This window comes from Brevundimonas sp. D3-1P (genome assembly GCF_055809335.1).
This window is the reverse complement of sequence record NZ_CM147908.1, coordinates 303363-329406: the sequence shown is the minus strand read 5'-3', so window position 1 is coordinate 329406 and position 26044 is coordinate 303363. Positions and strand designations below refer to the sequence as shown.

The following is a 26044-nucleotide window of genomic DNA, read 5'->3' as shown; positions in this document are numbered from 1 at the left end:
GCTCACGGTCCTAGAATCCGAAGTCAATCTGGTTGCTCGACGCCTTGGCTGTACCTCGACGCCGTCGCGCCGAACTACCTGCGTGAGATGATGGCGCCGCAGTCGCAGTCGCAGTCGCTGTCGACTTCGGCGTGAAATCCGGCGGCGTGCGCGACGAGCGCGCTGTTTCAATCAGCCGAGGCGCTCGCGGCGCCGAAAGGAATCTCGGCCTCAGCGGCTTGCGGGATTTGCGACTTTCCTTCCAGGCCGTGAGTTCGCTTTCCCACCACCCTACCCGGTTGAGCGATATCCGGACCGGCTCGGGGAAGTCTCCGATTCGCTGAAGCCGCCACGCCGTCGACCGGCTCAACCCGACCACGTCCTTCACCTGCTTCCATGGAAGCAGACGATCTTCCTTCCCGCCTGCCTCAGGATGATCGCCTTCTGGATCAAAGGTCCGGCGTTCAACCACGACGACGCCCTCTTGCAGCGGCCGGCGCCCCGGTCCTGACCTCAGTGATCTGGGACCTGGCCCAGTCCCGAAGCAGGCCGCGCGGATAGTGGGGTTTCGAGCGGACATGCCGACACGGCGGACCGTCATTCCCCGTGGACCACAGGCGGGCCAGGGTCGCCGGCTTCATCCGGATTCCGAACAGGCCGAGAAAGGCGGAGGCCTCCGCCCGCGTCAGGAGATCCTCGTCGCCGTCCGCCAGCGTGGCCTCCACCTCGTCGATGTCGCGATCGGGGATCATCGCCCGCCCTCAACCGACGCGCATTGCCGCGAACTCGTCAGACGCCGGCCCGCCGTCAGGGCGAGGTAGCAGTCCACGACCGTGGCGACATAGGCGCGGGTCTCGGCGATCTCCGGAATGCGGCCGAGGCGAGCGACCCGGCCGGGACCGGCGTTGTAGGCCGCCAGGGCCAGGCGAAGATCCCCGAACCTGACGATCTGCCGCGCGAGATAATCGGCGCCTCCCATAAGGTTTTCAACAGGATCGAACCGATCCCTCACGCCCAGCTCGAGCGCCGTGGCCGGCATGAGCTGGGTCAGGCCGCCCGCCCCAGCGGGCGAACGCGCGTCTGGACGATAGGCGCTCTCCGTGAGAACCAGGGCGTGAAGCAGCTTCGGATCCAGGCCATGCCGCTCCGCCGCCGCAGCCACCGCCTCTGCGAAAGGCTGGCTCAACGGCATAAGGCGTGGGCCTTCGCCCGCGACCGGCAGGCTTTCCGTCGCCTCGATCGGACGGCCGAACAGATCGCCGCCGGCCCGGTTCCAGTCGATCTCTTGAGCGTGTACGGAGGCGGGCGCGCCCAGGATCAGGACCGCCAGCAGCACAGATCTCACCACGTCAGAATCTCCCGATAGTTTCCCTTGGCCGCCCCCCGTTTCACAGGGCCGAAGTAGCGGCTGTCGAAGCTTCCCGGCGTGTCGCCCAGCAGGAAGAGTTCGTCAGGCTCCAGGGAGCGGCACCCTTCCCAGACCCGGAGGGCCTCGCCCTGTCCGTCGTGGGCGCGCGTCGACACACGACGTCCAGGCGTCTGGAGGACGCCGCCCTCGACGCACACCGTGTCTCCGCCAGCCGCCGCGACGCGCTTCAGCAGCAGGACCTCAGCCGGCATCCCCAGCCGAGCCAGATAGGCCCTGACTTCTACAGGCTGGCCCACGGCCACGATGGAGCCGCGTTCGATCCGCTCTCCCCACCGCAGATAGAGACCGCGGGGCAGGCTCGGACTTTCATTGATCAGGACATGCGCCCTCCCGACTCCGCTCGCAGCCAGGGCTATGAGAAGGACGAGGCCCGCCGTCGCGCCCGCGAGGATCGCCTTGCGGGTCATGGCTGGTAGGGCTCCAGGATCAGGTCGCGCGTGATCAGGACCTGAACCGGCGCTCCCGCACGAAGCCGGATCGAGGGCCGCACCTCCAGTTCGCGATCCACCAGACGGCCGCCGACCTGCGCCCCCTCGATGGCGGCCGCATCCCCGGCGTCTCCAAGCCATCCGCCCGGATTCCGCCCGCCGTCATCCCTCGCCATCTGTCCCAGGGTGGTGACGGCGCCGGCGAAGAGCGTGCCGATCAGGAGAGGAAATATTCGACGGTCGACCTGCCCTCGCACGCCGACCGCGCCTTGGGCATCCACGCCTGGCTCGCCGTCCAGCACCAGGCTCTTGCCGTTCGGCAGGATCAGGCGATCCCAGACCAGGAAGGCGCGGCGGTCTCCATAGGCGCTTTCGCCCTCATGACGACCCAGAAGCCGCGCCCCCTGTGGAATCAGCAAATGTCGCCCTGTCACCGTGTCGAAGACGTTCTGGGTCACGGCGGCGACCACGGGCCCGGCGCGAGCCGTGTCGACGCTCGTCAGCAGGGCCGCGGGCACCACGGCGCCGGCCTTGAGTTCGAAGGGCGAGCGAGGCGCGACAAGGGCGTGACCGTTGTAGTCATCGCTCCGACGCCTGCCGGGCGCCGCAGCCACGGCGGATTCGGCGCCCTGGGCCTCGCCGTCCGATCTCGTTCTGCCCGGCGCCTCGAAGAAGAGCCCTGAACGCGCCGCCTGCTCCGCGCCGCTCGCGGTCGCTCTGGTCTGCATCAGCGGCGCCCCATGGGCGCGCGGAACATAGGCGGGCGCAGGAGACGAAGCCTCTGGGCGCTCGACAGGGTCGCCGATCCTGGGTTCCGGCAAGCGGTCGTAACTCGAAGGCTGTCGGGTGACGACTTCGGTCGGCCGCACCACGCCCCGCCCCTGTTCAGGACGTTTTTCAGCCTCCCGCTCCCGGGCGTCGGCCCGAAGTTCCGGCTGGACCACCAAGGCCCAGGCCAGGGATCCCGAGACCAAGATCGCACCGGCCATGACCACCATCTGGACCACGGACCGGCGCAACCGGATCACCGGCGGGCGGGGCGCGCGCAGGGAAAGCCCCGGAGGCGGCTCCTTGGGCGCAGGCCCGTCAGAAGCGTTCGCATCAAGGCGGTTGAAGTCGGTCATCGCCCTTCTCCCCCAAGGCGATGGAGCCGCACCACCTGGGGCCTTCGTCCGCCCAGGCGCAGTTCGGCGCGATCAAACAACCGATCGACCACGAAGAGACCATCCTTCTGCCGGTAGTTGACCAGCTGGGCTTCTCCATCCGGCGCCAGAACGAAGAGGACCGGCGCCTCGTCGATCTGGAGCGCGTCGCCGAAGACGATGAAGGTGCGTCGACCGTCGTTGAAGACGGACAACGGCGTCCAGCGCGCGCGGCGTCCCTGCGGCTCTATACGATAGCGCGCATCAAGCGGGCCTGACGGCCTCAGGTGCGGGTCCGGGGCCTCGACATCGCCTGCGCCCTGCCCCTCCCCGACCGAATCCTCTTCCCAGGCGACGGCCATATTGAAAGCCTCGGCGGCCCCGCTCCTGAGGTCCAGGAGATAGACGCGGCGATTGGTGGTCAGGACGAGATTGGTCTCCAGCCCCCGTTCGAGCGGCTTCAGGAGAACATGGGTCCGGCGCGCCGCGCCTGCGCCCGACGTGGTCTCGCCGATCTGCCATCGAACCGTGTCCCCGGCCGCCTTCGATACCAGGACCTCGCCTTCCCCGAGCGTGAGCGTGGTGACCCGCAAGGGCGCCGTCCAAACCTCGAACACCCGGCCCAGGGACCAGGAAAAGACCTGCACCCCGCCCACGAAGCCGTCCGTTCGGGAAGGCGCCCGCGCCGCCTGGTTGGCGATCGCTATGGCGGCGCGGCCGCTCTGTCCGCTCCTTGGCGGAACCGCCCGTTCCGGCTGTGTCGCGACCGCCGCCAGGTAGGGGATTTCCGTTGAGACCCCTGCCGTCCCTAACGGCTCGACAATGACGAGCTCAGCATCGGACCGCTCGCCCGCCTTCCGCTCGACGGCGGCGGGCGGCGGCGCGATGTCCGTAGAAGACGCGTCCAGGCCCGCCAGCGCGGCGCAGCCGGACGGCAGCCATGCGACGGCCGCAAGCGCGGACACGGGGGTCAGGAGGCGTCGGGAGTCCATGATACGTCCTCGATCTTCAATCCCAGGGGGTTCTTCATCAGCTCCGCCTCGGTGCGGGGCGGTTGCAGGCCTGTGGTGATCAGGGCGCGCCAGCGCGCGCTCCCGGCCTGCTGCCCGTTCACGAAACGGGTCTCGCGCCATTGCAGGTCATAGGTTCGCTCCGTGCGGCGCACCACATTGAGGACCTCGACATTGACCGCCTCCCTGCCGACTTCCGTGAAAGGATCGTGGGTCTGGGCCCAGGCGTTGAGGAAGGCGGCGGCCTTCGGCGTCATCAGGTCGTAGGCCCGCAGCCAGTTCTGCCGGATGACGATGGGGTCGATGCTCTTGGAGCGTACGTCGCGAATCCAGCCGCCGAGCGCATGCCCGACCTGGGCTTCCGTCGGCTCATAACGCCCGCCTATGGCGGTGATCCTCTGGGTCTCGCCCCAGTCCGAAACCTCGACCACGAAAGGCTTGACCACGGCCCGATCCGCCTGGACCCACCAGCCCGCCCCGAGGAAGGCGGCTAGGGCGAGATTGGCCAGGGCCATGCGTCGCCAGTTGCGGGCGTGGGCGAGCGACAGGCCCATCCGGTCGTCCCAGACCTGGGCGGCGCGCTGATAGGGCGTCGCCTCGGGGACTGAGGTCAGGGCCCGTTTCGGTCGGAAGAAGGGGTGCATCTCAGGGCTCCTCGGTCTTGAGGGATGGCGAGAGGGTTCCGCTGGTCTCCATGGACGGCATCAACCCACGCCCGGCGTTGGCGAGGAAAAAGGCCTGCAAGGCGGCGGATCGGTTCGGACGCGGGCCTTTCGTAATCGTTTCGTCCACCGCCGCCGCCCTGTGAAAGTCAGCGCGGGCCGCTTCCGCCTCCCTGGCGATCTTCGCGGGCGTGCGGGCAGACCTCTGCTCCCCAGGCGCGTCCCGGCGCGCGGCGTCGTGGAGAGACTCGATGTCCACAGCTCCGCCTCCCCCTTCAGCCTCCGGGGGGCTTGCCGGCCGTGCCTGCCCAGCGCCGCTAGGCGCACGATCACCCGCTTCATTTCGTCCAGGCCTCGGTTCTGAACGAGCGCCCGGAGCGCCGCCGGGACGGGTCGGCCCGGACGGTGGCGGCGGCGGCGGCGGCGAAGGCGAGGACGACGACGCAGGCGGAGCGGATCTTCCGGATCCCGCGCCCGATGCGGCGCGAGCGGATCCCGCCATGCGAGCCCCTGCTCCGGCCGCCAGCCTTCCTGCTCCGACCAGGGCCGCCCCCGACAGAAGGCCGGCTCCCCCGACCGCCAGGCCGCCGGTCGCCAGCGCGCCGGCGCCGAGGGCCGGACCGCCCGTAACCAGGGCCGAGGCCAGGTTTGGAATGAAGACGGCCAGCATGGACAGGAGGATGGCGGCGACCAGTATGGTCAGGGCTTCGTAGATGTCGGGATTGGCCGACGGCTGGAGCTGATCGAAGATCGTGCGCGCGCCCGACACGACGATGGCCAGGGCCAGGACCTTGAGCCCGGAAGAGACGACATAGCCCAGCGGCCGCTCAGCCAGGAAGGCGGACTTGCTCCATATGCCGAAGGGCAGAAGGATGAAGCCGCCCAGGGTGACGATCTTGAACTCGACCAGGGAGACGATGATCTGCAGGGCCAGGACCGCGAAGGCCAGCATGATGCCGATCATGGCCAGGCCGAGGATCAGGGCGTCGGTTAGGTTGCCGGCGATGTCGAGCGGGTTCTCGACGGGCGCCGGCGTATCTCCCAGAGCCTTCACGATACGCCACCCCTCCGCGAGGATGGCGCCGGGGTTGAGGAAGTCGGCCCGGCTCAGATCGCCGCCGCCGGCCGTCAGCCCAAGCTCCAGGAAGCCCGCATAGAAGGTCTCCGATAGGGCCTGCCAGTCGTTGATCAACCAGGCGAAGGCCCCGATCAGCAAGACCTTGCCAAAGCCCGAGGCCAGGACCTCCCGATTGGACGACAGGGCCCACTGTATCCCGGTCAGGGCCGTCACCAGGACGATCATCAGCCCGAAGACGCCGTTGACCGGGCCCTGCAAGGCGCTGAAGCCCGCTGAGACCGTGTTAGAGAAGACCGCCATCAGTTCGTTTGGAGTCTCCACGCCGACCGAGGTCGCCATCGTCCTGCTCCTCAGTTCCGGGCGTTCGACAGGGGATCGAAGGCTGGCGGGTTCGGGACCGCGACTGGACGGCCCCAGGACCGGCGCCGCGCCTCGGCTCCCGCCGCCCGCTCGGCGGCGTCGCGTGCGGCCCCCTCGGACAGCAGGCGGGCCTGAGCCAGCATGACGACTCTCAACGCAGCAAGGTCCTCGGCCAGCACCGCCAGCATCTGGTTCGTCGACTGGACGGCCGCCGTCTGCCCCTGGGCGGTCTGGCTGGCTCCGAGGGCCCCGGAGACGCGCTCGCCGCGTCCCTGCCCCAGCCGCTCCAGTTCGGCGGCGGTCCGCGCCAGGTCTCCCGCCGTGCGACGCGCCGTCTCGGCGCGTCTGCGGCCCTGTTCGAGCAGGCGCGCGGCGTCGGCTCCTGACAGATCCTCGGGATAGAGGTCCTCGAACTGCCGCTCCAATCCGCTGACCGAGGTCGCCAACCCCCGGGCGGTGCGGGCCAGCTCGGCCATGTCCTGCAGGGCCTGGCTGTTGCGGGTCAGATGGCTGTAGGGCGATGCCGCCAGGCCGCGCGCCTCATTGGCGAGGCTCTCGAGCTGGCGCGCCGCCTGGAGCGCATTCTCCATGTGATTGCGCGGGTCGAACACGACCTGCTGGCCTTGGGCCGGCGCCGCCATGACCAGCGCCGCGGCCGCCAGGCCGAGGCTGACGAGTCCATTCAGCCGCAAGCGGCGACGCGGCGAAGGCGTCGAAAACGGAATCCACATCTCGTACTCCCTTGGCTTTGAGGAATTGACGGGCGAAGCCGGCCTCGCCGGATCGCGCGAGCACAGCATCGATGAGGGCCTGGTCATCGGACGATCCGGCGCCGCACAGGGCCAGGGCCACGCCCGACAGACGCAGGTCGAATAGCCGACGGCCCTGGGGCTGGCGCCAGTAGTAGGCGCGCTTGGGCGTCGCAAAGGCGATCAGCTCCAGCTGGCGTCGGTTCAGGCCGAAGCCGCGGTAGAGGTCCGCCGACGAGGGCTCGAGCGCCCGTGGATTGGGCAGGAAGACCTGGGTCGGACAGGATTCGATCAGGGTGGCGGCGATCGGCGAGGCCGCGACGTCGTCCAGGCTCTGGGTCGCGAAAACCACGCAGACCCGCTTCTTGCGCAGGGTCTTGAGCCATTCGCGGATCTTGGCCGCAAACCCCGTCTCGCCGAGGAAGAGCCAGGCCTCGTCCAGCACCAGCAGGGTCGGTCGTCCGTCGAAACTGCGTTCAAGCTGGTGGAACAGGGCGGACAGGACCGGCGCCGTCGCCGAGGGCGTCGCCATCAGGGTTTCCAGCTCAAAGGTGTCGAACCGGCTCGGTTCCAGATCGTCTCCCGCCCCGTCGAGGAGGCCGCCATGAGCCCCTTTGAGGGTCAGGGCTTCCAGGCCGGCAGCGACCGCCTTGTTCTGGACCAGGGCGCAGAAGACCGTCAGGCTTCTCTGTTCCCGCGGCGCTGCGCCGAGAGCCTTCAGGGCCGCCCAAATCTCTTCCCGGACGGAAGGCGTCGGCTCCAGACCGGCCTGGCGCACCGTCTCGGCGATCCACTCCGCGGCCCAGGCGCGTTCATCCTCCCGGTCGATCCCGGCCAAAGGCTGGAGCGAAAAGGCCTGCCCCGGCTCCAGCGCCCGCCAGCGTCCGCCGGCCGCCAGGGTGGCCGCCCGCGCCGAGCGTCCCTTGTCGAAGAAGATCACCCGGGCGCCGGGATAGCGAAACCACTGCAGGGCCAGGAAGGACAGCAGCGCGCTCTTGCCGGATCCCGTAGGCCCCACGACCATGGCATGGCCGACGTCGCCGACATGGAGCACGAGACGAAAGGGCGTGGAGCCCGTCGTCCGCGCAGTCGCCAGAGGCGGCCCGTCCAGGCAGGCGTCCCGCGACGGCCCGGCCCAGACCGCCGAGACCGGCAGGAGATCCGCCAGGTTGAGGGTCGAGACCAGGGGGCGGCGCACGTCGGCATAGGGTTCGCCCGGCAGGGAGCCGAGCCAGGCCTCGACCGCGTTGAGGTCCTCGACCCGCGCCGTCAGTCCCTGGGCGTTGAGCGCCGCCTCGATCGCTCGCGCCCTGGCCTCCGCGCCTTCTTTTGTCGGATCCATGATCGTGACCGTCAGCGTCAGATAGCCGAAGGCGCAGACCTCGGCCCCGAGCATCTCCAGGGCCCCGTCGCACTCTTCGGCCTTCGAGGCCGCGTCGGTGTCGACCAGGGGCTGCTCCTCTCGGGTGATCGCCTCCCTGAGGAGGGCGCCGACGCCCTTGCGCTTGGCGAACCAGCGCTTGCGCAGCTTGACGATCTCCCGTTCGGCCTCCGCCTTGTCGAGGCCGATCCAGCGCGCGGTCCAGCGATAGGCGAAGGGCAAGGCGCCGAGGGCGTCGAGCAGTCCAGGGCGGGTCGCCGAAGGCAGGCCGCGCACAGACACCGTCCTGAGCCATTGATCGCCCAGCCGCGGCGCCACGCCGCCCGTCAGGCCCGCATCGGCCAGCCAGGCGTCGAGAAAGACGGGCGTCTCCGGCGGCTGAACGGGATGGGCGTTCGGCGAGACGCAGGCGTGCAGCCAGGTCAGCAGGTCCGCATCCTCGAGCGGCGCGATCTCCGGAAGGGCGTCCGCCAGAAGATCAAAGGTCGCATCGGCCCCCCGCCGGAAGGTCGCCAGGGCCTGGCGCCAGTCCTGTCCGCCCCTGGCCAGGCCGTCGAATAGCCACCTTTCCAGCCGCCGGGTCTCGTCGGCGGCCCGCAGCCAGGTCAGGGCCAGCCGATAGTCCGTCTCATAGGCCGGTTCTGCGGCCTCGAAACGCTCGCGCCGCTCGGCGTCGACCAGCCAGGCCGCCTCCATCTCGAAATCGCTTTCGGGATAGGCTCCCGCCAGTCTTCGCCGCGCCTCCACATGCAGGCACCAGCCCGTTCCAAGGCGTTTCAGGGCGTTGTTCAGCCGCGCCCGAACCGCCATCAGCTCCTCGTCCGTCGAGGACTCCAGGTCCGGCCCTCGAAACCGAAAGGCGGTGGTGAATGAACCGTCCTTGTTCAGGATCACGCCCGGCGAGACCAGGGCGGCCCAGGGCAGATGGTCCGCCAGGCAGTTCGGACGCCGACGATGTTCATCGAGAAAGCGCATGACAGCCTCAGGCGTCCAGATGCCCGGGCAGGGCCAGATGCCGCCGCAGGACGTCGAAGAAGCGCCGATCGGCGCGGGCCGCCCACAGACCGACCGCATGGGCCACGGCCCACCACAATAGGCCCAGCCACCAGATGCGCAGGGCCAGGCCCAGGACCATGGCCGTCGTGCCCATGAGCACGGCGTAGTCCCGGGGCATGCCCGCCATCAGCACGGGCTCGACCAGGGCCTGGGCCACCGGCAGATCCCATCCGTCGGGCCGCAGATTGTCGACCGTGCGGGCCATCAGCCGATCTCCGCCCCGCCGGCGAAGCCGAAGAAGTCGAGGAAGAAGGTCGAAGCGGCGAAGGCGATGGTCAGGCCGAACAGGATGCCCAGGGCCCGGCGCATGGAGGACCCGCTTTCACTCATGGCGACGCCGATGCCGAACAGGACGACGGCGATCACTGCCGCGGCCTGAACAACCGGCCCGGTGATCGACTGAACCACCTGCTGGATGGGCCCCTCCCAAGGCATGCCCGATCCGCCCGCGACGGCGGCGCCCGCCGCCAGCCAACCGCATGTAACAACCGCGCCGAACAAGCGCCTTCCTACTCTCCGTGTCATGATCCGCCTCCCTGGTCCCAGCGCATTTCAGCGCGCCGCGACTCATTGCAAGCAAAACAATCCACAGATTGTCAACGACATTTTTCAATAAAAATCAGCGAGTTAAATACGACTTTTGAACAAGTTTCTCATGACTTCTCGATACGTCGATCCGACTTGCCCGCGCCCGATCCGAAGCACCCGACTTGCGACTTGAGCCGACTTGCGCAGAACGCCCGTCCCTGCGGCTTGCGGCGTCAGACGCCTCACTCACATGCGCGCAGAGATCATCGCCATCGCCCCCGCGTGATCTTCCAGTCGGTCCGGACGGGCGCGAGATCGACAGATGTCTGACCTGGGAAGAACCGCCGTGCGCCTGTTGAGAACCCGCCCCGCCGCATTGGCGCCAAGGCCGAACAGCTGTCTTCCAGTCCCCATGAAACGACTGACGCCGATCGAATACGCCAGGGTCAAGGGCAGGAGCATCACCATGAGCATGCCGGATCGCGAGCCGGAGGCGCGCGCTCGCATTCTGGCCTGGCTGGAACAGCGTCCCGGCGACAACTGGCGCCACGCCAAGGGCGACAACTATGCTTTCGAGACGGCTGCCGACGCGGCTGCGTTCAAGCAGTGGCTGATGAGCGCCCTCATCGCCTGAGGGCGCGTCGGGAGGTCAGCCGGTCCCAATCAGGGCCCGAACGACGGGCTTGCCAGTGTGATACATCAGGGAGCCCGCGCCATAGGCCCGGACCAGCCAGTCTCCGGTCTCGGCCACGGACTTGGCGGCCGACACCTTCTCGTAAAGCGTCTTGATGACCGCACCGACCTTCTGAAGCATGGCCGCAGCTTCAGGATTCTGCGTGGGATCAACGCCGCTGCGCTCGAGCAACATGTAGGCGGCGATCACCTCGCGAAGGGACTCGAGCGTATAACCCCAACCCAGCCATGTCAGGCGCGCCATGCGGAAACGCATGTGTTCCAGTCCCTCCATCAGCGACTGCCTGATGAAGTCCTGTTCGGCCAACTGATGCTCCTGCAGCCAGGTCAACAGGGCGGCCACCTGCTCCTCCAGTTCGGCGATCTCGGCGTCCGACAGCTTGCGATAGGCGACCTGCTGGCGCACCAGTCCGGAGATGGCCTTCAGAGGGCCGACGTTCACCTCCCCGACCTTGGTGTATCCGTAGTTCTGCCAAGGGTTACGCGTCGAACCTGAGGAAAAAGCCTCCATGATGTCGGCAATGTTGGCGACCAGACCGGCGCGATAGTCATCGTCGATCTCGAGCGTCTCAACAATCGACTGCAGGAGCGCGCATCGCTCGGCAATGACGAAGAGGATCTGGAAGAAATCCTTGGACCAGGGCTGAACCCCGAACTTCTCCGCCAGAAACGTCTCTCCGGCCATATCCGTGCGGACTTGAAGGCGCCCGCATAGCTCTGCGAGTTCACGAGCGGGATCGGTATAGGCAATCGGCTGGCTGGACATATAACCGCGCTATCACAGCCAAGCTGCGCGGGTCGAGGGCCTGGATCGAAAGACAGGCCATCCACCACCGGGTGATCATGCGAGGTCGCGGACCCGATAGTCGCCGTCTGCATAGCCGAGAACCTCGACCACGGCCTCGACCCGGCGGCCTGACGACGTGCGGCGGATATGGACGACGCATTTCACCGCCTCGCCGATCATGCGATGGGGAACCTGGCTCGCGACCTCGCCGATCAGGTCCTCCATACGGCGGAGCGCTTCGATCGCGGAGTTGGCGTGGACCGTAGACAGACCACCGGGATGGCCCGTGTTCCAGCTCTTGAGGGTTTCAAGCGCAGCGGCCCCGTCGCGCATTTCGCCGATGACGATCCGATCCGGCCTCATGCGCAGGGCGTCGCGAACAAGGTCTGCCACGCCGATGGCCTTCGGTTGGCGACGTGTCACGACCGACACGACGTCCCATGCCGAACACTGCAGTTCAGGCGTATCCTCGATGAGAAAGACCCGGTCCCCGGCGAAGGCCGGCTCCGCCAGGACGGCGTTGGCCAGGGTCGTCTTTCCCGATCCTGTTCCTCCAGAAATCAATATGTTGAGACGATCTCTCGCTGCAACGCGCAAAGCCTCGGCCTGAGCCCCGCTCATCACGCCGTCGCGCACATAGTCGTCGAGCCGCCAGATCACCGCCGGACGCTTGCGGATGGAGAAGGCCGGCCCGGCGGCGACCGGCGGCAGCATTGCCTGGAAGCGCTCTCCCGTCTCGGGCAGGACGCCCGAAAGTCGCGGATTCTCTCGCGTCACCGTCTCGCCGACATAGTCCGCAATCAGCCTGATCGCCCGCTCCCGGGCTTCCAGCGACAAGACCTGCCCGGTGTCGCAGCGCCCTTCGCCGATCCTGTCCAGGATCAGTCGGCCGTCCGGATTGGCCAGGATCTCGACCACTGCCGCCTCCTCCAGGCCTGCAAGGACTGTCGCTCCAAGCGCGTGGCGCAGGGCCTCCAGCTTGCGCTCCGCAATGATCGGATGGGCCGCCACCTAGTTGGCGGTCGCGAACGACGTCGGCTCGCTCATGGCCACGGCCCTATCCCTGTCGCGGCGGCCAGAAACGATGCGAGCGGCGGTGTCGTCCAGAAGACGTTCGATCCGCCGCTCCACCGCCGCCTGCACCGTGGGGTCTTCGTCCGCCAAGGCGTCCGGCAGGCGCAGGAAGAAGGCCTTGGCGACCTCTATCAGAAGCTCCTGCACAATCTGCATGTCCCGGCCGGTCGATCGCATATGATCGCGCAGCGATCGTTCCAGGGTCAGTAGCCGGTCCTCCGGATCCGCCCTTGGGCTTTTGAGCAGGCCGCGGGCGATCGCCTGGCCTGCCGCCTGGCTCAGGGCGATGCGCCCGGCCCTGGCCTCCCGGTTGAGGCCCGAGACCACCTTGGGGTCGTTAATATAGACCTGCACGCGCGTAGCCGCCGCATCCCTTCTAGCCATCTTTCCCTCCTTGCAGTTGATCCAGCACCGCCTGCTGCGCCGCCATCTCCTGGGCCACCCGCCCATAGAGGTCGGCGGCGCGAGCGGCGGCCTTCCTGTCGTCCATGGCGCCGGCCACCTCCTTGAACAGCGGCAGGTTCGCGCCGGCGTCGCGACCCAGGCTCCGTCGGCCGAGCCAGGGATGAGGCGTCCGGCCCGGTGCATCGACACGAACCGCCTGATCCGGCGGCGGAGCGCCCGCGCGGCTGCGGAACGGCTTTTGGCGGTCATAGCAGAGCTTCTGCGTCCGCAACGGTCGTTGCCCCGCGATGAAGACAAGTTGCTCATCGTCAGGCAGGGCGCGAATTTCACCGGGCTCCATCAAGGGCCTCTCGACCTCTGAACGGGACACGCTGCCCCGTCCCGGCGCCAGGCCCGACGGCGCGCTTCGGCTGGTCCGGATCTCGGATACGGAGCCGGTCAGCTTCGACACCTTGTCCTGGGTCAGGGGATCCAGGGCGGAAAAGGCGGTATAGACGTGGCAGTTGTCGAGGATGGTGTTGTGGGCTCCGTAGGTCTCGACGATGTCGTTCAGGGACTGGGCCACGAACATGGCCTTGATCCCGTAGCCGCTCATCAGCCGCAGCGACTTCTCGAAGAAGGCGAGCCGCCCCAACAGCGGAAACTCGTCCATGACCATCAGCAGCCTGTGGCGCTTGGCCCGTCCGGCAGCGTCCCGCTTCTCCTCCGCGGTCAAGGCCTGGGCCGCAGCGTAGAAGAGCAGTCGCACCAGGGGCCGGAGCGCCATCGCATCCGCCGGCGCCACCTGGATATAGAGGGACATGGGCGCCTCGGCGCACATCAGATCGCCCATGGCGAAGTCCGAGGCGGACATGACCCGCTCCACATCCTCCCCCGCCAGCCATTTCAGATAGGAGCGGGCGGTGCCCTGGACCGAGGTGCGGAAACGATCATGCATGGCGGCATAGCCCTTCACCGCCGTCTGGATGAAGGGATGGGCCTGCGGTTCACCGTCCGGGCCTGGACGATGCAGGGTCTTCAGCATGACGTCGGCCGCCTCATCGAGGTCGGCCAGCAGTTCACGAACCTTGACCAGGGTCTTGTCCTGATCCTCCGCCGTGTAGAGGACGTGCAGGATCACGGCCTCAAGGATCTCCGACGCCGCCTTGTCCCAGATCGCCTCCTCGTCCCGCGCTCCGCCGGGATCGGACAGGATGGCGACCAATCTCTGGACTTGGGCCAGTTCTCCAGGTCCCGGCCGGATTTCGGCCAGGGGGTTCCAACAGGCCGAACTCGGCATTCGGGGGTTAAGATAGAGGACGTGGGAGAACCGGGCTCGCCAACCGGCTGTCACGACCCAGAGCTCCCCCTTGGGATCATGAACCAGGACGCTGTCGGTCCAGGCGAGGAGCGTAGGCACGACATGCCCCCGTCCCTTGCCGCTCCGTGTCCCGCCGGTGACAAGGGTCGGTCGAAGGTCCGTCGTCGCCAGGACACGTCCGCCGAAGAGGCCCAGGACCACGCCGTTGCTGCAATGAAGCCCCGCGCGGCGAATCTCCCGCCACCCGCCCCAGCCGCGCACGCGGCGCGTCACCCTTCCCTGTTCGAACAGGCCCACCAGGCCCAGGCCGGCTGCGGTTCCCAGAAGGACGAGAGGCGCTGATCGGACCAGACCGACCTCCGCTTCGGCGCCGAACCGGCTTCGCCAGGAGAAGATCGACCATGGCGGATAGAGGACCAGGTCAGGTCCTGCATGAAGCCCCACGCCGAGCGCCTCGTCCCATCGATAGGTCCAGGCGAACATCTGGGTCGCCGCCTGAAGGCCGAACAGAACGCCGACGACCAGTCCCCCGAGAAGAAGTCTCATGCCCTCCCTCCGTCAGTCGGTCGGAGAAGGTCGGCTTCCCGTTCAAGGATCAGGAGCGGCGCGGCGTCCATTCGGCGCTGGTGATAGGCGACGAGGGCGGCGCGCAGCGCCGGAGGCGAGGCCTCTTCGAACAATCGCGCCACCCCGAGGGCCTCCTCGACCAGGTCCGGGAACAGTTTCCTTTCCGCCGACGCCAGCGACAGAACCTGCCTGCCGACCCGCTCGAAGGCGTTGAACAGGACCTGGTTGCCGGCGCTGCGCACAAGGATGTCGAGGCGATCAGCGAGGGTCAGGCCCGATGCAGCCGTCAGACTCGCCGCCAGGTCCGCCGCTTGATCGGCTATGAGGTCCAGGCTTGTCGCGACGCAATGAAGCCGGAAGGCGAAACGGTCGCGGACCACCGCTGCGTCCAGCCTCGGCGCCAGGAAACCGCCCTGGGGCGCGCGTTCGATCAGGCCCTCTCCGCAAAGCCAGGCCAGGGCTTCGCGGACAGGCGTCGTCGAAAGCCCAAGGCGGCGCGCCTCGTCGACGATGACGACCGGCTCACCGGGCACATAGCGCCCCGCCCCCGCGCGTTCACGGATTTGGTCGAGGGCGAGCATGAAGGGATCGCGTCTTCGGGTCACATCCGCCTCCTGCCGGAACGGAGACTATTGGCGGCCCAAACCGCCTCGCCAATAAGTTGCGACGCCGGAAACGAGAAACTCGCCGCAGAATGTCGCGCCGCCCCCCAAGAAACGGCGGATCATCCGCCACAAAGCGGCGGACTCGGCTCTTCATGCGGCCACGGCAAACGTAAAGAACATTGATCGTCGACGTTCCAAGCGTCACCATGGGCGCGAAAGGTGGTGCGCCCATGAGAGGCTCCACGGCCATGTCGGCAAGGGACGGAGACGTCCTGTCCGCGGCGCTGAAGGCGATCCGCCGTCATCGCGGCATGACGGCGACCGAAACGGCGAACGCCATGAACATGGCTCTGCGCACCTATGAGCGGTTCGAGGCCGGAGACACCCGGCTCAACGTCGACCATATCCACCGGTTCGCCGGCGCGACCGACAGCGATCCCTACGCCATTCTCCTGGCCGTCGCTCTGGGCTCGCCGGAAATGGCGCGGCGATGCGCCGACAACAAACTCGCCACCATCCTGACCATCGCCCTGCAGAAATACGACGTCGCTATGGGGGACAGGATCCAGCGCCAGGACACCCGCACCCTGATCGCCCTTGTCACCGAGATGTTCGACAAGCTCATCGAAGACGGCCGGGATCTGGAAAGCGCAGAAACCTGGCTGGAGAATGGAAACCGGGACCTGATGTCCAATCGACCGAGGCCTGGCCGGTAGAGTGTAAATATACTCCAGATATAGTTTTGAACTTGGAAAGAGCAGGCGCTCACTGAGCTCGCCACCTCCGTGGCGATCAACCCAAGGAGACTGTGATGAAGACCACCGCCATCAAGCGCGTCAGCTTCGGCAGCGCCAAGGTTCTCACCCAGCAGGACATCAAGGGCGACTACCTGGAACAGACGTTCCAGCCCAGCCGCGTCCCCATGGCGTGAACCAGGACGGGCGGCCGCTCAAGCGGTCGCCCGAACCCTGAGCGCTCACATGGATAACCGACAGCTCATCCAGGCCTGGCTCCCCGACCATGTCCACATGGCCTGGCGTGGCGGCGACATCATCGTCCTAGACACCCGCGAGGACGCCTATTCCTGCCTGATCGACGCGGCCGGGCATGTTCAGCCTGGCGATCGGACAGACGCAGTCCTGGCGCACGCGGAGATCCTGGAGGACCTCATGCACGCTGGCCTGGCGACCCTGCAGCCTCCCACCGTCAAGAGAGCGTCGTGTCGGACGCCGACGAAGATCCTGTCGCCTTGCCAGAGCCCGCGGGCGTCAGACGCCCTGGCAGTGGCTTTGAACGCGATCGACGGCGGCTTCGCCTTCCGGGGTCGATCTTTCGCAGAACTGATTGCGCCCCTTTCTCCCCGACAGGCCGCATCACCGGACGGATCGGAAACGTCCGAACGCCTTCGCCGGCAGGTCAGCGTCTTCTGCACGCTCCTTCCCTGGCTGCCCTTCCAGGGCCAGTGCCTTCACCGCGCCTTCATGCTCCGTCGGCTGCTCGCCGCCCGGGGCCTCCATGCCGACTGGGTCTTCGGCGTACGGACATGGCCCTTCATGGCCCATTGCTGGCTACAGGCCGATGATGTCCTGCTCGCCGACGATCTCGACCGGGTCCTCGGCTTCACCCCCATTCTGGTCGCCTGACCGTGGTCGCCTATGTCCTCGCATCCTGGGAGGCCGGCGATGCCGAGGCCGGCGGACGCGCGAGGATCCTGCGCGAACAGGCGGTCTCCAACGGCATGATCATCCATGTCCTGGGCGAACTGGCCTGGCTGGGCGTGGCCGGGCCCCGACCGCCCCGCCTTCTGCAGGTCGGCCCATGGCTGTTGGTTGGCGACATCCTGGATCGCCGGCAGAATTTCACGACGGGGATGCCCATGGTCGAGGACCAACACGCCTATGAACGCAAGATGTTCAGACGACTGTGGGGCCGCTACGTCGGCTTCAGGCTCGGCCCGCGCGGCCGAACCGAAGCCGTCCTTCGCGACCCTTCAGGCTCGCTGGACTGTTTCATCTGGACCGCTTCCAGCCTGACCCTCGTCGCGTCCGACGCGCCAGACTGGCTCGTTCGCGCCACACGGCCGGATTGGCGCATCAACACCAGCCGCCTCGCCAACGCGCTCGCCGATCCGCTCAGCAGTTGGGCCCATGCCCTGGTCGACGGACCGACCGCGCTTCTTCCCGGCGCCATGCTGACGCTGGGCGACAAGACCTCGCCCGTATCTCTATGGCGACCTGACGAATTCGCCCGCTACAGAGAGCAGGACTTCATTGACGACGCCGGGGCGGCAGAACGCCTCCGGGATGCGGTGGATGAAGCCGTGACAGGCCTGGCCCGGATCGGCGGTCCTCTCGGGGCGGAGATGTCCGGCGGCCTGGATTCCAGCATCGTGGCGAGCAGCCTCGTTAGATCAGAACACGCGGATATCCGCCTGTGGCTCAACGCCTACGGCCCCGACCCGGAAGCCGACGAACGCCCCTACGCGAAGAACCTGGCCTCCATGCTCAAGGTCGCCTTGACAACGGTGCGTCGCTCGTCAGACCTCATAACGGAAGACATGCTCATGGGACTGGGCCAAGGCCTTCGCCCCGGGTTCAATGGACTGGATGCCCCCAATGATGTTCTCCTCGGGCGACTGTGGGCAGAGGCCGGCGCCTCCTCCGTCATGACCGGCAAGGGCGGGGACGCCGTCTTCGTCCAGGCCGCCACGAGCGAGGTCTTCAGCGACATCTGGCGCCATCACGGGTGGCGCTCGGTCTTTTCGCCTGCCCTGCCCGCTCTGGCGCGCTGGAACGGCGGCTCGGTCTGGTCGCTCATAGCCGAAGCTCGCCGATCACACAGGACCAGAACACCGCCGTCGGATCGCACGCCTTCCTTCATTGCGCCGGCCCCTGCGCCGCCGCCTCATCCCTGGCTGGCCGCCGGCGACGACCTCGGCCCCGCCAAGCTCTATCAGATCGCCGGCGTCCTCAACGGCGTGACCTTCAGCGGCGCCTCGCCGCAGACAGCGGTCGTCGACCTGCTTCACCCCCTGCTGGCGCAACCGGTTGTCGAGGCTTGCCTCTCCCTGTCCGCGCCGCGCCTTACCCTCGGCCGGCGGGACCGTGCGCTGGCGCGTCTCGCCTTCCGGGACCGCCTGCCCGCCGAGATCGCCGATCGCCGATCCAAGGGAGAAATGACCGCCTATTATGGACGCCGGATCGCCGCCAGCCTCGATGTTCTGAAACCCTGGCTCCTCGATGGGCGCCTGGCCGCCCAGGGCCTGATCGACAGAGCCGTCGCCGAGGCCGCCCTCGACGAAGAGACCCTCATCTGGCGAGGAGGTTTCGCCGAGATCATGATCGCGGCGGCCCTGGAGGCCTGGGTGCGGGAATGGGAGAGGCGTCTGTCGACCGCGTCATGACGGCGGCGTCTTCGGCCAGGGTCTCGTCCAGCCAGGAAAGGATCTGACGGTAGAGATCGCGGATATTGGCCGGGCTCCAATTGAAATGCCCCTCCCCCCAATAGGTCACGAGCCGGGCCGGACGTCCTTGCCGGTGAAGGACGGTGAATATCCGTTCGGACTGGGACATGGGGACGAAGTCGCGATCCCCCGTAATCAAGAGGACGGGGGATCGGATATCCTGCGCCTGGAGATAGGGACTGCCGGCCTCGAACCGATCCCTGGCCCGCGACGGAGACCCGCCGGTTTCGCCCTGCCCGGATTCCACCCATCCCATCTGGGCTTGCAGGCTCAACCCCTCTTCGGGCACGGCGCGGCTCACGGGATCGAACTCGCCCCAGGCCCCATAGAGATCCGTCACAGCCGACCAGACCACATAGGACCGATAGCGGTGCGTCCGCGCCGCAACGGCCAGCGCCGCCGTGCCCCCGAAGCTGTGGCCGAGGATCGCGATCCGTTCCCCCGGCAGGTCTGGCACGGCCTTCAGCGCGGCGTCGACGGCCAGATCCACGCTGGCGACATAACCTTCGCCCGCCGCCGGGTCGTCCGCGCTTTCCGGCATGGCCGGCGAGAGGACCGCATAGCCCGCTGCAGCCAGCAAGGGGCCCCGTATCCCATAGAGAAGCACGCGAGGATCGATATGGGCGTCATTGCTGACCGAACCGGGATAGAGGTTCACGACGACGCCCTTCACCTCCCCGATCGGGAGGCCGACCGGAAGCGTCAACCAGCTCCGGGTCTCCCGCCCCAGTCGGTCGCGATGTTCGACCGGGATCGGCCTGGCGAAGGCCCTGGCCGCGAATTCGACGTTAACCGCGTCAATCGTTCGATCGACACCGCGCCCCGACAGCCACAGGGTTTCGGCGCCCTGGTCGCGGATCAGGGCCACCACGACCGTCGCCGAGGCGGCGCTGAGGACCGATGCGCCCCGCATCGGCCTGGTGGTGAAGCCCTGCCTTGTGCCGGATGCATCCATGATCAGGCCGCCTTCTTCGCCCAGTCGTCCGACGGCCCAATCACGGCGCGGCGCATTGTTGATCCTGAGCCTCAGGGCCTGCATGCCGTCGATATGGCCGCCGTCCGCCAGCCGCACGTCCGGGGGCGACAGCCGCGTCAGCCCGGCCTCGAGCTCCGCTTTCCAGAGCGCGCCGTCCGCGAACATCAGCAGGCTTCCATCCATCACCGCCGCCAGACGATCAGGCGGCGTTTCAAGCGCTGCGGTCAGGGCGCGCGGCGCCCGTCCTGCGACCAGAGCATACCAGTCGAACCGTTGGCCGCCGGCTTTCCGGGCGCGCAACACCGGGACCTCCGCCAGCCAGTCCGCCTGAACGCCGCGCAGTTCATCGACATCGCCTCCTTCGATCAGGGCGGACAACCCGCCCTGATCGAAGGACGTCTCGACGCCGCTGATGTCGATCCGTCGCAGACCGCCTTCTCGCCAGGCCTCCCCATCGGCTCGCGCCCAGACGAGGACCGCATCAGACCGGCCCGACCACCGAAGGAGGTGGAGAGCGACGTCCGTCGTCGGGGAGGCCGTGATCGCGCCGGTCTCAGCATCAACAAGCTTCAATCGGCTCCGCCGCCGCATCCCATGGGCGCGGACATGATCGGGGTCGGCCGCGATCGCCTCCCCGGCCTCGAGCACCGCGACCCGACGTCCGTCCGGCGACACGGCGATATCGAGAATCTCGCCCTGGGCCAGGATACGGAGCGCCATGCCTGGAACCGCCGCATCAATCTCCGCCAGCTGCAGGGACCCAGGTCGGGTTTGAGCCCTGGCGACGCCTCCCATCGTCCCGACCACCGTCGCGGACGACTGCTCGCCTTCGGCCATCAGGCGCCATCGTCGCTCGGTCTCGACCTGGCTCGCGCCGTCATGCCGCAGCATCCAGGGCAGGCTGCCGTCCGGTCGGATCGTGAGAAGGAGCCGGTCATCGTCACGCCAGCCCGCATGACTTCCGCTGAACGGAAGGTCTGGCGTCAGACCCGTCCAGCGCACCGTCCGGGCATGGGGATCGACGATCCCGGCTTCAAGGCGGTCGCCCGCCAACCGGTAAACCAGAAGGCGACGGCCCGACGGGGACCATGGACCGAGAATGAGTCCGACATCCTGCTCGGACGGCAGCAGCCGTTGCGGCTCGCCACTGGTCTTCAGGTCGACGACGTAGAGATCGGTGATCGTCCAGACCGACCGATGGCCGAGGTCATACCTTGGCGCACTGTCATAGGGACCGCGCCGCTCATAGACGACCAGGTCGCCGCCCGGCGCCATGGAGACCGAGCCGAAGGCCTCCATGGAGAGGACGTCGTCGATGTCGAGCGAGCGCACCTGCGCAGAGGCGGGTGAAAGCCAACACGCGAGAGCGATCGCCGCCCAGCCCAGGCGGATACAGAAGCCGGCCATGCCGCCGCCTCACCAGCGTCGAATGAGTTGCAGGGAGACGACCCGGCCCAGCTGGTTCGCCTGGCCGGCGTCGAAGCCGTAGCCTGTCGCTCCATTGTAGAAGGGCGGATCGGCGTCGAACAGGTTCTGCACGCCGGCAGACAGGTTCACTCCCTCCAGCCGTCCCGCCGAGGGCCGCCAGGTCAGCATCAGGTCCGCCGTGTTCCAGGCCCCGATCCGCGCTCCGGCGCTATCGGCGTAGTCGGAGACATGGCTCCAGTGCAGGCTGGCGGCCAGATTCTCCATGGTCCAGGTCGCCCCAGCGCGAAGCCGCAATGAGGTCGGATAGCCAACCCGGTCCAAAACGGATCTGACAACCGCAGTCGGCGTCATCTGGACCTCGTAGTCCAGCAGCCAGGAGGCCGAAGCATCAACGGTCATGACGCCCTGGCCCAGGTCCATCGGATAGCGGGTCGACAGGTCCAGCCCGCGCACCCGCACCGCCGCCGTATTGACCCAACGCCCGTCGAGGACGGCGCCGAAGGTCGAGGCCGGAAACTGACTGCCGAACCCGAACCCGGGGGCGCGGATGTAGCTTTCCACCAGGGCCTTGTCCTCGGCGCTGTTGGCGGCGTCGACGAAGCGGACGAAGGGCGCCAGGGCCGGATCCGTCAGGATGTTCGCGAGATTGCCGCTGGTCGGCCGCTCGATCCGATCCTCGAACCGCGTGTCGAAATAGCTCGCGCTCAGCACGAGGCCGTTTTCCGGGCGATAGTCGAATCCCGCCGTCCAGGTCTCAGCGGTTTCCGGCTCGAGGTCCGGATTGCCCCCGGTCAGATAGACAGCCAGCATGCGCGAGCCGTCGGCGCGCGGAACTAGGCTGGCTCCGGCGACCGGCGCGTCATGGATCTGAGTCAGGGCCGGAGCGCGGAAGGACGTGCCCCAGGACGCCCGCATGTTCAGGCCCTCCGTCGGCGACCAGACGATCCCGAGCTTGGGATTGGCCGTTGTGCCGAAGTCGTCGTAGTCCTCGACCCGCCCGGCCAGCGACAGCTCCAGCGCCCGCACGCCGGGCCTGGCGTTGGCTGGCCCCACCAGGGGCAGCCTCGTCTCGGCGAAAATCGCCGCGATGACTCGATCCTGCTTGGGAACGGCTTTCGTCACCGGCTCCAGGGTGGACAGGAAGACGGTGGAGCGGGTCTGGAAGTCTTCGCCGCGCGCCTGGACGCCGAGGGCGAGCTGGACCTCCCCGCCCGGCAAGGCAAAAAGCGGCCCTTCAATCAGGAGGTTGACCGAACGCGCCCGGCTGCGGTCCAGGTTGCCGGAGTATCCGGACCCGATGAAGTCGAGCACGGCGGCGCCATTGGCCGCGCCTGCCCCAAAGGGGTTGAAATAGCCGTCCCTCGCCGCCGCATAGGCCGTCGCCGGATTATCGGCGCGGTTGCCCAGCGCTTCCTCGAGGAAGAGCGAATTGACCTGGCCCGAGATCCGACTCTGGCCTCGCTCTTCCGCCCAGGCGAGATAGGCGTCCGCTGACCAGCCTCGGCCGAGATCCACAGCCGCGCCAGCCGTGAATCCGAGACTGCGCGATGAGCCTGACTGTCGCGACGCGCCGAGATCGCCAGAGAAGGAATAGGCCAGGGTGTGCGACGCCGCTCCGCTTGGCGACACGAACCAGGGATTGGCGCTGGTGACCTCGATGACGGTCCCACCGGGGGTATTGGCGAACCCGTAGGTCCGCCGGTTGAACCGAAGATCGGCCGTCAAGTCGAGACGATCACCCATAGATTGGCGCAGACGCCCGTAGACGCTGTGGCGCTCGATATCAGGCATTAAGTCCACGCCCTGGGACGTGGCCTGAAGATTGGTCTGGCCCGCCGCGAAATCCGCCGGCGTCTGGGCTGTTCCGCTTGGGCCCGGCCGGATCGCCCACTGCGACACATAGCTGGCCCGCGCCGGATCATAGGCGACGATGTTCCCAGGCGAACTGAACAGGGTGCGCCAGTCAGACCCGCCGAAAGGACGCAGGTCGCCGTCCGCCGTATAGGCCCTGTCCAGAGAGCTCAGCGCGTTCTGCCGTTGATACTCGTAGGATAGGAGGGCGGATCCGCTTGACCAGGAGCGTCCCGCCAGATGGGAGGCGATCACCGTCTCCATGCCGCCCTCGGCGGCGGACAGTCGCACGCGGCTTTCCTGCCCGTCGAAAGACCGCCGCATGATGATGTTGATCACCCCCGCGACTGCGTCCGACCCGTACAGGGCCGAAGCGCCGTCGAGGAGGACGTCGACCCGTTCGACCGCCGCCGAAGGCAGGGCGGAAACATCGGCGAACTCGCCCCGGAAGCCTGTGCCGGCCATTCGACGACCGTTGATCAGCACCAGGGTGGCGTCAGTCCCCAGTCCCCGCAGGTTGACACCCGTCGCCACTACCCCGTTGGACCCGCCCCGGTCCGCCCCTGACAGGAGCGCGCCCGCCGTCCCGCTTCCGGCGTAGTTCTGCGGCAGCTCGGCCAGCACATCGGCCACCGTCCCCCGTCCGCGCCGGTCGAGCTCGTCCCGATCCAGCATGACCACGGGCGACGCCAGTTCTCCTGACGCCTTCAACAGGGTGCCGGTGACGACCACGTCGTCCACGACCGTGGCGCGATCGACCACTGCGCCGCCGTCTGAACGCCTCAGGAAGATGACCCCGGGACGCGTCTCGGACCAGGCGAGGCCCGTTCCCCCCAGCAGTCGGTCAAGCGCCGCCGACGGCGCATGCCGCCCCCGCAAGCCCTGCGTCTTCAACCCGTCCACCGCCTCGCCGGAAAAGAGAATCTGCTGATCTGACTGGGTCGCGAACAGGTTCAGTCCGTCCCGCAACGTCCCAGCGGGGATATTGAACTCACGCGCTTCCTGGGCGCAGGCCGTCGCGCTGACGGCGATCAGGCCGGCGGCGAGAATGCTTCCGGATAATAGGCTGGCTCGTCTCATGGTCCTGGGTCCCCTCCACGCCACGCGGCGTCAGAGAAGAGACGGTTCAGACCCCGGGCGCCCCCGGAGCGCCCCTCGAATTTCTTGCGTCGAACAGAAGAACCCGGCCGTCAGCCTTCTTCGACGCCTTCAGACCGAACACCTCGGCCGCCGTGGAGACGAAGGCGTCGCGGTCCCCCGTCTTGAACACGCCGTTGACAGACGCCTCCTCCTGGGCCGCGGCGTCGAGCACGATCTTGTGGGTCAGATACCGGTTCACCTCGGCCACGGCGTCGCGCAGGGGCGTGTCCCGGAAGACAATCCGCCCGTCGGCCCAACTCGTCTCGGCCCCTACGTCCACCACCCGCGTCACCTGGCCCTGCGGCGTTAGCGAACTCTGCTGCCCCGCCGCCAATCGTTTGACCGCCCTGCCCGTCCCGCGCTCCGATACATCAACGACGCCTGAAACCAGGGTCACCTTCACCCCCGCGCCGTCATGGCGGACATCGAAGACCGTCCCGACAGCCGTCACCCGGGCGCTGTCTGTCTGGACCACGAAGGGCCGGTCGGCGTCATGGGCCACGATGAACAGGGCCTGCCCGCCTTCGAGCTCTATCAGCCGACGGTCTCCGTCAAAGCGGACCCTGATCCTGGAATCCGTATCCAGCCGCACATTCGACCCGTCCGCCAGTTGCACGACCCTTTGCTCGCCCACGCTGGTCGTGAACACGGTCCGGGACTGCAGCCACAGGGCCCCGCCGACCGCCACCGCCATGACGGCGCCGCCGATAGTCGCGCCGATCAGGGTGCGGGGCAGCCGTCGCGGCTGCGGCGCGCTCTTCCTGCGCGACAGGGCTTCGCCCAACGCCTTCGCGATAGCGGGATCCCTATCCAGCCTGCCTGCCGCGCCCCAGACCTGCTCGACCCGCCGATAGGCGTCGGCGTTGGCCGGCTCGGACCGCCAGGCGAAGAATTCTTCGATGGTCTGGGTGCTGACGCTGCGCGCGCCAAGGCGGGCGTGCCACGCCGCCGCCTCGGTCTCGCTAGTTTCAACCCGGATGTTCGGGTTGGTCATGATCACCCTCATCCTAGCGCCGGAGCTGGGCGGCGCAATGCGCCAAGGCCCTGGTCATGCGCCACTCAACGGTTTTGGGAGAAATCCCGAGCTGCTCGCCTATCTGCACATTCGTCAGTCCGCCGAACCTTGATAGCACAAAGACATCGCGCAGGGGCTCTGGCAAGCCGAGGACCAGTTCCCGGGCCAGGACCTCGTCGATCTGCGAAGGGGCTTCATGGGCCAGTCCATGTGTGGCGCCGATCTCGTCCACATAGCGCGCCCGATGAAACCGCCGCGCCCGGCGGTCCGCCATCAGGTTCGCTGCGATGCGAAGCAGCAGGGCCCGGGGATGCCGGATCGTCTGAACGGCATGATAGGGCGCCAGCCGCAGCCAGGCCTCCTGCGCCAGGTCCTCGGCGTCCTGGGCGCCATAGCGCCGGACCAGCCGCGCCCGGAACCAGTGGGCGTAGCGTCCATAGAGGACATCCAGCCCCAGGGGGGCGGCTGGCGACAGCTTTTCCAATCCATCCGACACGGGCTCGCCTCCGGTAAACAGAGGCGAGCCCGGCCGAAGCACCGGGTGTTGAGAACATGCTCAAACACATGCGCCGACGTCTTTAGCCCCCCGAGGGAGGGAGCCTGGACATGCACGCGGGCCACCCGCCGCCACGGAGCGCGAAGTGGGATTTTCAGGATCTGCTCAAGCGAGGTTCTCACGCCTCGGCGTCAAATCAGACGCACCCCAAGTCTGATTCACCCGGATTCACTTGGCAAGTCGGATAATGCCGGTGTCTGATTCATCCGTTCGCTCGGGTGACCCAAGCCAGTCTCGCCGACACCTATGCCGCTTGAATTGCCAGACCTCCCCGGACTGGATAGCCTCATGGCGGCGAGTGCGGTCTTTGGGGGACAGGCGATCTTGGAAGGACTTAGACAGGCTGGCGACCGCAGGCGCCTGACGTCCCCCGATGAGCCTT

At 67.6% G+C, this 26044-nt stretch carries 25 protein-coding genes; 4 read left to right on the top strand and 21 right to left on the bottom strand.

Annotated features, from left to right (window positions below; all coding sequences use genetic code 11):
* Nucleotides 1-10 precede the first annotated feature (10 nt).
* The 12 genes from AC0L6G_RS01660 to AC0L6G_RS01605 are packed head-to-tail and all read right to left on the bottom strand — an operon-like array spanning nt 11 to nt 9775.
* Entirely contained in the window at nt 11-559 is a 549-nt protein-coding gene (locus AC0L6G_RS01660; RefSeq protein ID WP_184273266.1) for a helix-turn-helix transcriptional regulator, read from the bottom strand.
* Nucleotides 444-731: a hypothetical protein gene (locus AC0L6G_RS01655; protein ID WP_184273263.1), complete on the bottom strand. Its 288-nt coding sequence runs from the start codon at nt 729-731 to the stop codon at nt 444-446. Before AC0L6G_RS01655 ends, AC0L6G_RS01660 begins: the two co-directional genes overlap by 116 nt.
* Nucleotides 728-1327 (bottom strand): lytic transglycosylase domain-containing protein, encoded by a 600-nt coding sequence (locus AC0L6G_RS01650; protein ID WP_312205498.1) that lies wholly within the window; start codon nt 1325-1327, stop codon nt 728-730. Before AC0L6G_RS01650 ends, AC0L6G_RS01655 begins: the two co-directional genes overlap by 4 nt.
* Nucleotides 1321-1815 carry a S26 family signal peptidase gene (locus AC0L6G_RS01645; protein WP_312205497.1) on the bottom strand — a complete coding sequence of 165 codons (495 nt, stop codon included), beginning with the start codon at nt 1813-1815 and terminating at the stop codon, nt 1321-1323. Before AC0L6G_RS01645 ends, AC0L6G_RS01650 begins: the two co-directional genes overlap by 7 nt.
* Entirely contained in the window at nt 1812-2960 is a 1149-nt protein-coding gene (locus tag AC0L6G_RS01640; RefSeq protein WP_312205496.1) for a TraB/TrbI/VirB10 family type IV secretion system protein, read from the bottom strand. The genes AC0L6G_RS01645 and AC0L6G_RS01640 overlap by 4 nt, the downstream gene beginning before the upstream one ends.
* Entirely contained in the window at nt 2957-3970 is a 1014-nt protein-coding gene (locus tag AC0L6G_RS01635) for a TrbG/VirB9 family P-type conjugative transfer protein (RefSeq protein ID WP_313517761.1), read from the bottom strand. Before AC0L6G_RS01635 ends, AC0L6G_RS01640 begins: the two co-directional genes overlap by 4 nt.
* Nucleotides 3949-4632: a conjugal transfer protein TrbF gene (trbF, locus tag AC0L6G_RS01630; protein WP_312205881.1), complete on the bottom strand. Its 684-nt coding sequence runs from the start codon at nt 4630-4632 to the stop codon at nt 3949-3951. The genes AC0L6G_RS01635 and trbF overlap by 22 nt, the downstream gene beginning before the upstream one ends.
* A 1-nt stretch (nt 4633) precedes the next feature.
* Nucleotides 4634-6067 carry a P-type conjugative transfer protein TrbL gene (gene trbL / locus AC0L6G_RS01625; RefSeq protein WP_473252746.1) on the bottom strand — a complete coding sequence of 478 codons (1434 nt, stop codon included), beginning with the start codon at nt 6065-6067 and terminating at the stop codon, nt 4634-4636.
* An 11-nt stretch (nt 6068-6078) separates the two neighbouring features.
* Entirely contained in the window at nt 6079-6729 is a 651-nt protein-coding gene (locus AC0L6G_RS01620; protein WP_376856243.1) for a TrbJ/VirB5 family protein, read from the bottom strand.
* Nucleotides 6629-9193, bottom strand: coding sequence for a conjugal transfer protein TrbE (trbE, locus tag AC0L6G_RS01615; RefSeq protein ID WP_313040547.1), 2565 nt, complete (start codon nt 9191-9193; stop codon nt 6629-6631). The genes AC0L6G_RS01620 and trbE overlap by 101 nt, the downstream gene beginning before the upstream one ends.
* A 7-nt stretch (nt 9194-9200) precedes the next feature.
* Nucleotides 9201-9479, bottom strand: coding sequence for a VirB3 family type IV secretion system protein (locus AC0L6G_RS01610; protein ID WP_312205197.1), 279 nt, complete (start codon nt 9477-9479; stop codon nt 9201-9203).
* Entirely contained in the window at nt 9479-9775 is a 297-nt protein-coding gene (locus AC0L6G_RS01605; protein ID WP_312205196.1) for a TrbC/VirB2 family type IV secretion system protein, read from the bottom strand. Before AC0L6G_RS01605 ends, AC0L6G_RS01610 begins: the two co-directional genes overlap by 1 nt.
* A gap of 493 nt (nt 9776-10268) precedes the next feature.
* Here AC0L6G_RS01605 and AC0L6G_RS01600 point away from each other — a divergent pair, with 493 nt between their 5' ends.
* Nucleotides 10269-10436: a hypothetical protein gene (locus tag AC0L6G_RS01600; protein WP_313040548.1), complete on the top strand. Its 168-nt coding sequence runs from the start codon at nt 10269-10271 to the stop codon at nt 10434-10436.
* Between the two features lie 15 nt (nt 10437-10451).
* Here AC0L6G_RS01600 and AC0L6G_RS01595 read toward each other — a convergent pair whose 3' ends face one another.
* From AC0L6G_RS01595 to AC0L6G_RS01575, 5 genes are all read right to left on the bottom strand, one after another.
* The gene (locus AC0L6G_RS01595) at nt 10452-11261 is read right to left on the bottom strand and encodes a hypothetical protein (RefSeq protein ID WP_313040549.1); all 810 of its coding nucleotides are present in this window, start codon (nt 11259-11261) and stop codon (nt 10452-10454) included.
* Between the two features lie 75 nt (nt 11262-11336).
* Nucleotides 11337-12293 carry a P-type conjugative transfer ATPase TrbB gene (gene trbB / locus AC0L6G_RS01590; RefSeq protein WP_312205193.1) on the bottom strand — a complete coding sequence of 319 codons (957 nt, stop codon included), beginning with the start codon at nt 12291-12293 and terminating at the stop codon, nt 11337-11339.
* Complete coding sequence (locus AC0L6G_RS01585) at nt 12294-12740, bottom strand: hypothetical protein (RefSeq protein ID WP_312205192.1); 447 nt, start codon at nt 12738-12740, stop codon at nt 12294-12296.
* A complete protein-coding gene (locus tag AC0L6G_RS01580) occupies nt 12733-14607 on the bottom strand; it encodes a type IV secretory system conjugative DNA transfer family protein (protein ID WP_313040550.1) in 1875 nt (624 codons plus the stop codon). Before AC0L6G_RS01580 ends, AC0L6G_RS01585 begins: the two co-directional genes overlap by 8 nt.
* Nucleotides 14604-15233, bottom strand: coding sequence for a GntR family transcriptional regulator (locus AC0L6G_RS01575; protein ID WP_312204909.1), 630 nt, complete (start codon nt 15231-15233; stop codon nt 14604-14606). Before AC0L6G_RS01575 ends, AC0L6G_RS01580 begins: the two co-directional genes overlap by 4 nt.
* Nucleotides 15234-15463: 230 nt before the next feature.
* Between AC0L6G_RS01575 and AC0L6G_RS01570 the strand changes: the two genes are divergently transcribed.
* The 3 genes from AC0L6G_RS01570 (at nt 15464) to AC0L6G_RS01560 (ending at nt 18636) form a co-directional block, all read left to right on the top strand.
* On the top strand, nt 15464-15949 hold the full coding sequence (locus tag AC0L6G_RS01570; RefSeq protein WP_312204908.1) for a helix-turn-helix domain-containing protein: 486 nt from the start codon (nt 15464-15466) through the stop codon (nt 15947-15949).
* A 312-nt stretch (nt 15950-16261) separates the two neighbouring features.
* Complete coding sequence (locus AC0L6G_RS01565) at nt 16262-16876, top strand: lasso peptide biosynthesis B2 protein (RefSeq protein ID WP_312204907.1); 615 nt, start codon at nt 16262-16264, stop codon at nt 16874-16876.
* Between the two features lie 2 nt (nt 16877-16878).
* Nucleotides 16879-18636: an asparagine synthase C-terminal domain-containing protein gene (locus tag AC0L6G_RS01560; protein ID WP_312204906.1), complete on the top strand. Its 1758-nt coding sequence runs from the start codon at nt 16879-16881 to the stop codon at nt 18634-18636.
* On the opposite strand, the gene AC0L6G_RS01555 is transcribed toward AC0L6G_RS01560, so the two are convergent.
* From AC0L6G_RS01555 to AC0L6G_RS01540, 4 genes are read right to left on the bottom strand one after another with little or no spacing between them, the layout of a single operon-like run.
* On the bottom strand, nt 18569-21079 hold the full coding sequence (locus AC0L6G_RS01555) for an alpha/beta hydrolase family protein (RefSeq protein ID WP_313040553.1): 2511 nt from the start codon (nt 21077-21079) through the stop codon (nt 18569-18571). The two genes, AC0L6G_RS01560 and AC0L6G_RS01555, sit on opposite strands and share 68 nt — an antisense overlap.
* Before the next feature lie 9 nt (nt 21080-21088).
* On the bottom strand, nt 21089-24031 hold the full coding sequence (locus AC0L6G_RS01550; RefSeq protein WP_313517770.1) for a TonB-dependent receptor: 2943 nt from the start codon (nt 24029-24031) through the stop codon (nt 21089-21091).
* Between the two features lie 46 nt (nt 24032-24077).
* A complete protein-coding gene (locus AC0L6G_RS01545; RefSeq protein ID WP_184273256.1) occupies nt 24078-25085 on the bottom strand; it encodes a FecR family protein in 1008 nt (335 codons plus the stop codon).
* Between the two features lie 13 nt (nt 25086-25098).
* Nucleotides 25099-25602 (bottom strand): RNA polymerase sigma factor, encoded by a 504-nt coding sequence (locus AC0L6G_RS01540; RefSeq protein WP_184273253.1) that lies wholly within the window; start codon nt 25600-25602, stop codon nt 25099-25101.
* Nucleotides 25603-26044 lie beyond the last annotated feature (442 nt).

What these genes read in the sequence shown, in the direction of transcription:
- AC0L6G_RS01660 (WP_184273266.1), bottom strand. Translation starts at nt 559, where the DNA reads ATGTCCGCTCGAAACCCCACTATCCGCGCGGCCTGCTTCGGGACTGGG.
- AC0L6G_RS01655 (WP_184273263.1), bottom strand. Translation starts at nt 731, where the DNA reads ATGATCCCCGATCGCGACATCGACGAGGTGGAGGCCACGCTGGCGGAC.
- AC0L6G_RS01645 (WP_312205497.1), bottom strand. Translation starts at nt 1,815, where the DNA reads ATGACCCGCAAGGCGATCCTCGCGGGCGCGACGGCGGGCCTCGTCCTT.
- AC0L6G_RS01640 (WP_312205496.1), bottom strand. Translation starts at nt 2,960, where the DNA reads ATGACCGACTTCAACCGCCTTGATGCGAACGCTTCTGACGGGCCTGCG.
- AC0L6G_RS01635 (WP_313517761.1), bottom strand. Translation starts at nt 3,970, where the DNA reads ATGGACTCCCGACGCCTCCTGACCCCCGTGTCCGCGCTTGCGGCCGTC.
- trbF (WP_312205881.1), bottom strand. Translation starts at nt 4,632, where the DNA reads ATGCACCCCTTCTTCCGACCGAAACGGGCCCTGACCTCAGTCCCCGAG.
- trbL (WP_473252746.1), bottom strand. Translation starts at nt 6,067, where the DNA reads ATGGCGACCTCGGTCGGCGTGGAGACTCCAAACGAACTGATGGCGGTC.
- AC0L6G_RS01620 (WP_376856243.1), bottom strand. Translation starts at nt 6,729, where the DNA reads ATGGCGGCGCCGGCCCAAGGCCAGCAGGTCGTGTTCGACCCGCGCAAT.
- trbE (WP_313040547.1), bottom strand. Translation starts at nt 9,193, where the DNA reads ATGCGCTTTCTCGATGAACATCGTCGGCGTCCGAACTGCCTGGCGGAC.
- AC0L6G_RS01610 (WP_312205197.1), bottom strand. Translation starts at nt 9,479, where the DNA reads ATGGCCCGCACGGTCGACAATCTGCGGCCCGACGGATGGGATCTGCCG.
- AC0L6G_RS01600 (WP_313040548.1), top strand. Translation starts at nt 10,269, where the DNA reads ATGAGCATGCCGGATCGCGAGCCGGAGGCGCGCGCTCGCATTCTGGCC.
- AC0L6G_RS01595 (WP_313040549.1), bottom strand. Translation starts at nt 11,261, where the DNA reads ATGTCCAGCCAGCCGATTGCCTATACCGATCCCGCTCGTGAACTCGCA.
- AC0L6G_RS01585 (WP_312205192.1), bottom strand. Translation starts at nt 12,740, where the DNA reads ATGGCTAGAAGGGATGCGGCGGCTACGCGCGTGCAGGTCTATATTAAC.
- AC0L6G_RS01580 (WP_313040550.1), bottom strand. Translation starts at nt 14,607, where the DNA reads ATGAGACTTCTTCTCGGGGGACTGGTCGTCGGCGTTCTGTTCGGCCTT.
- AC0L6G_RS01570 (WP_312204908.1), top strand. Translation starts at nt 15,464, where the DNA reads ATGAGAGGCTCCACGGCCATGTCGGCAAGGGACGGAGACGTCCTGTCC.
- AC0L6G_RS01565 (WP_312204907.1), top strand. Translation starts at nt 16,262, where the DNA reads ATGGCCTGGCGTGGCGGCGACATCATCGTCCTAGACACCCGCGAGGAC.
- AC0L6G_RS01555 (WP_313040553.1), bottom strand. Translation starts at nt 21,079, where the DNA reads ATGGCCGGCTTCTGTATCCGCCTGGGCTGGGCGGCGATCGCTCTCGCG.
- AC0L6G_RS01550 (WP_313517770.1), bottom strand. Translation starts at nt 24,031, where the DNA reads ATGAGACGAGCCAGCCTATTATCCGGAAGCATTCTCGCCGCCGGCCTG.
- AC0L6G_RS01545 (WP_184273256.1), bottom strand. Translation starts at nt 25,085, where the DNA reads ATGACCAACCCGAACATCCGGGTTGAAACTAGCGAGACCGAGGCGGCG.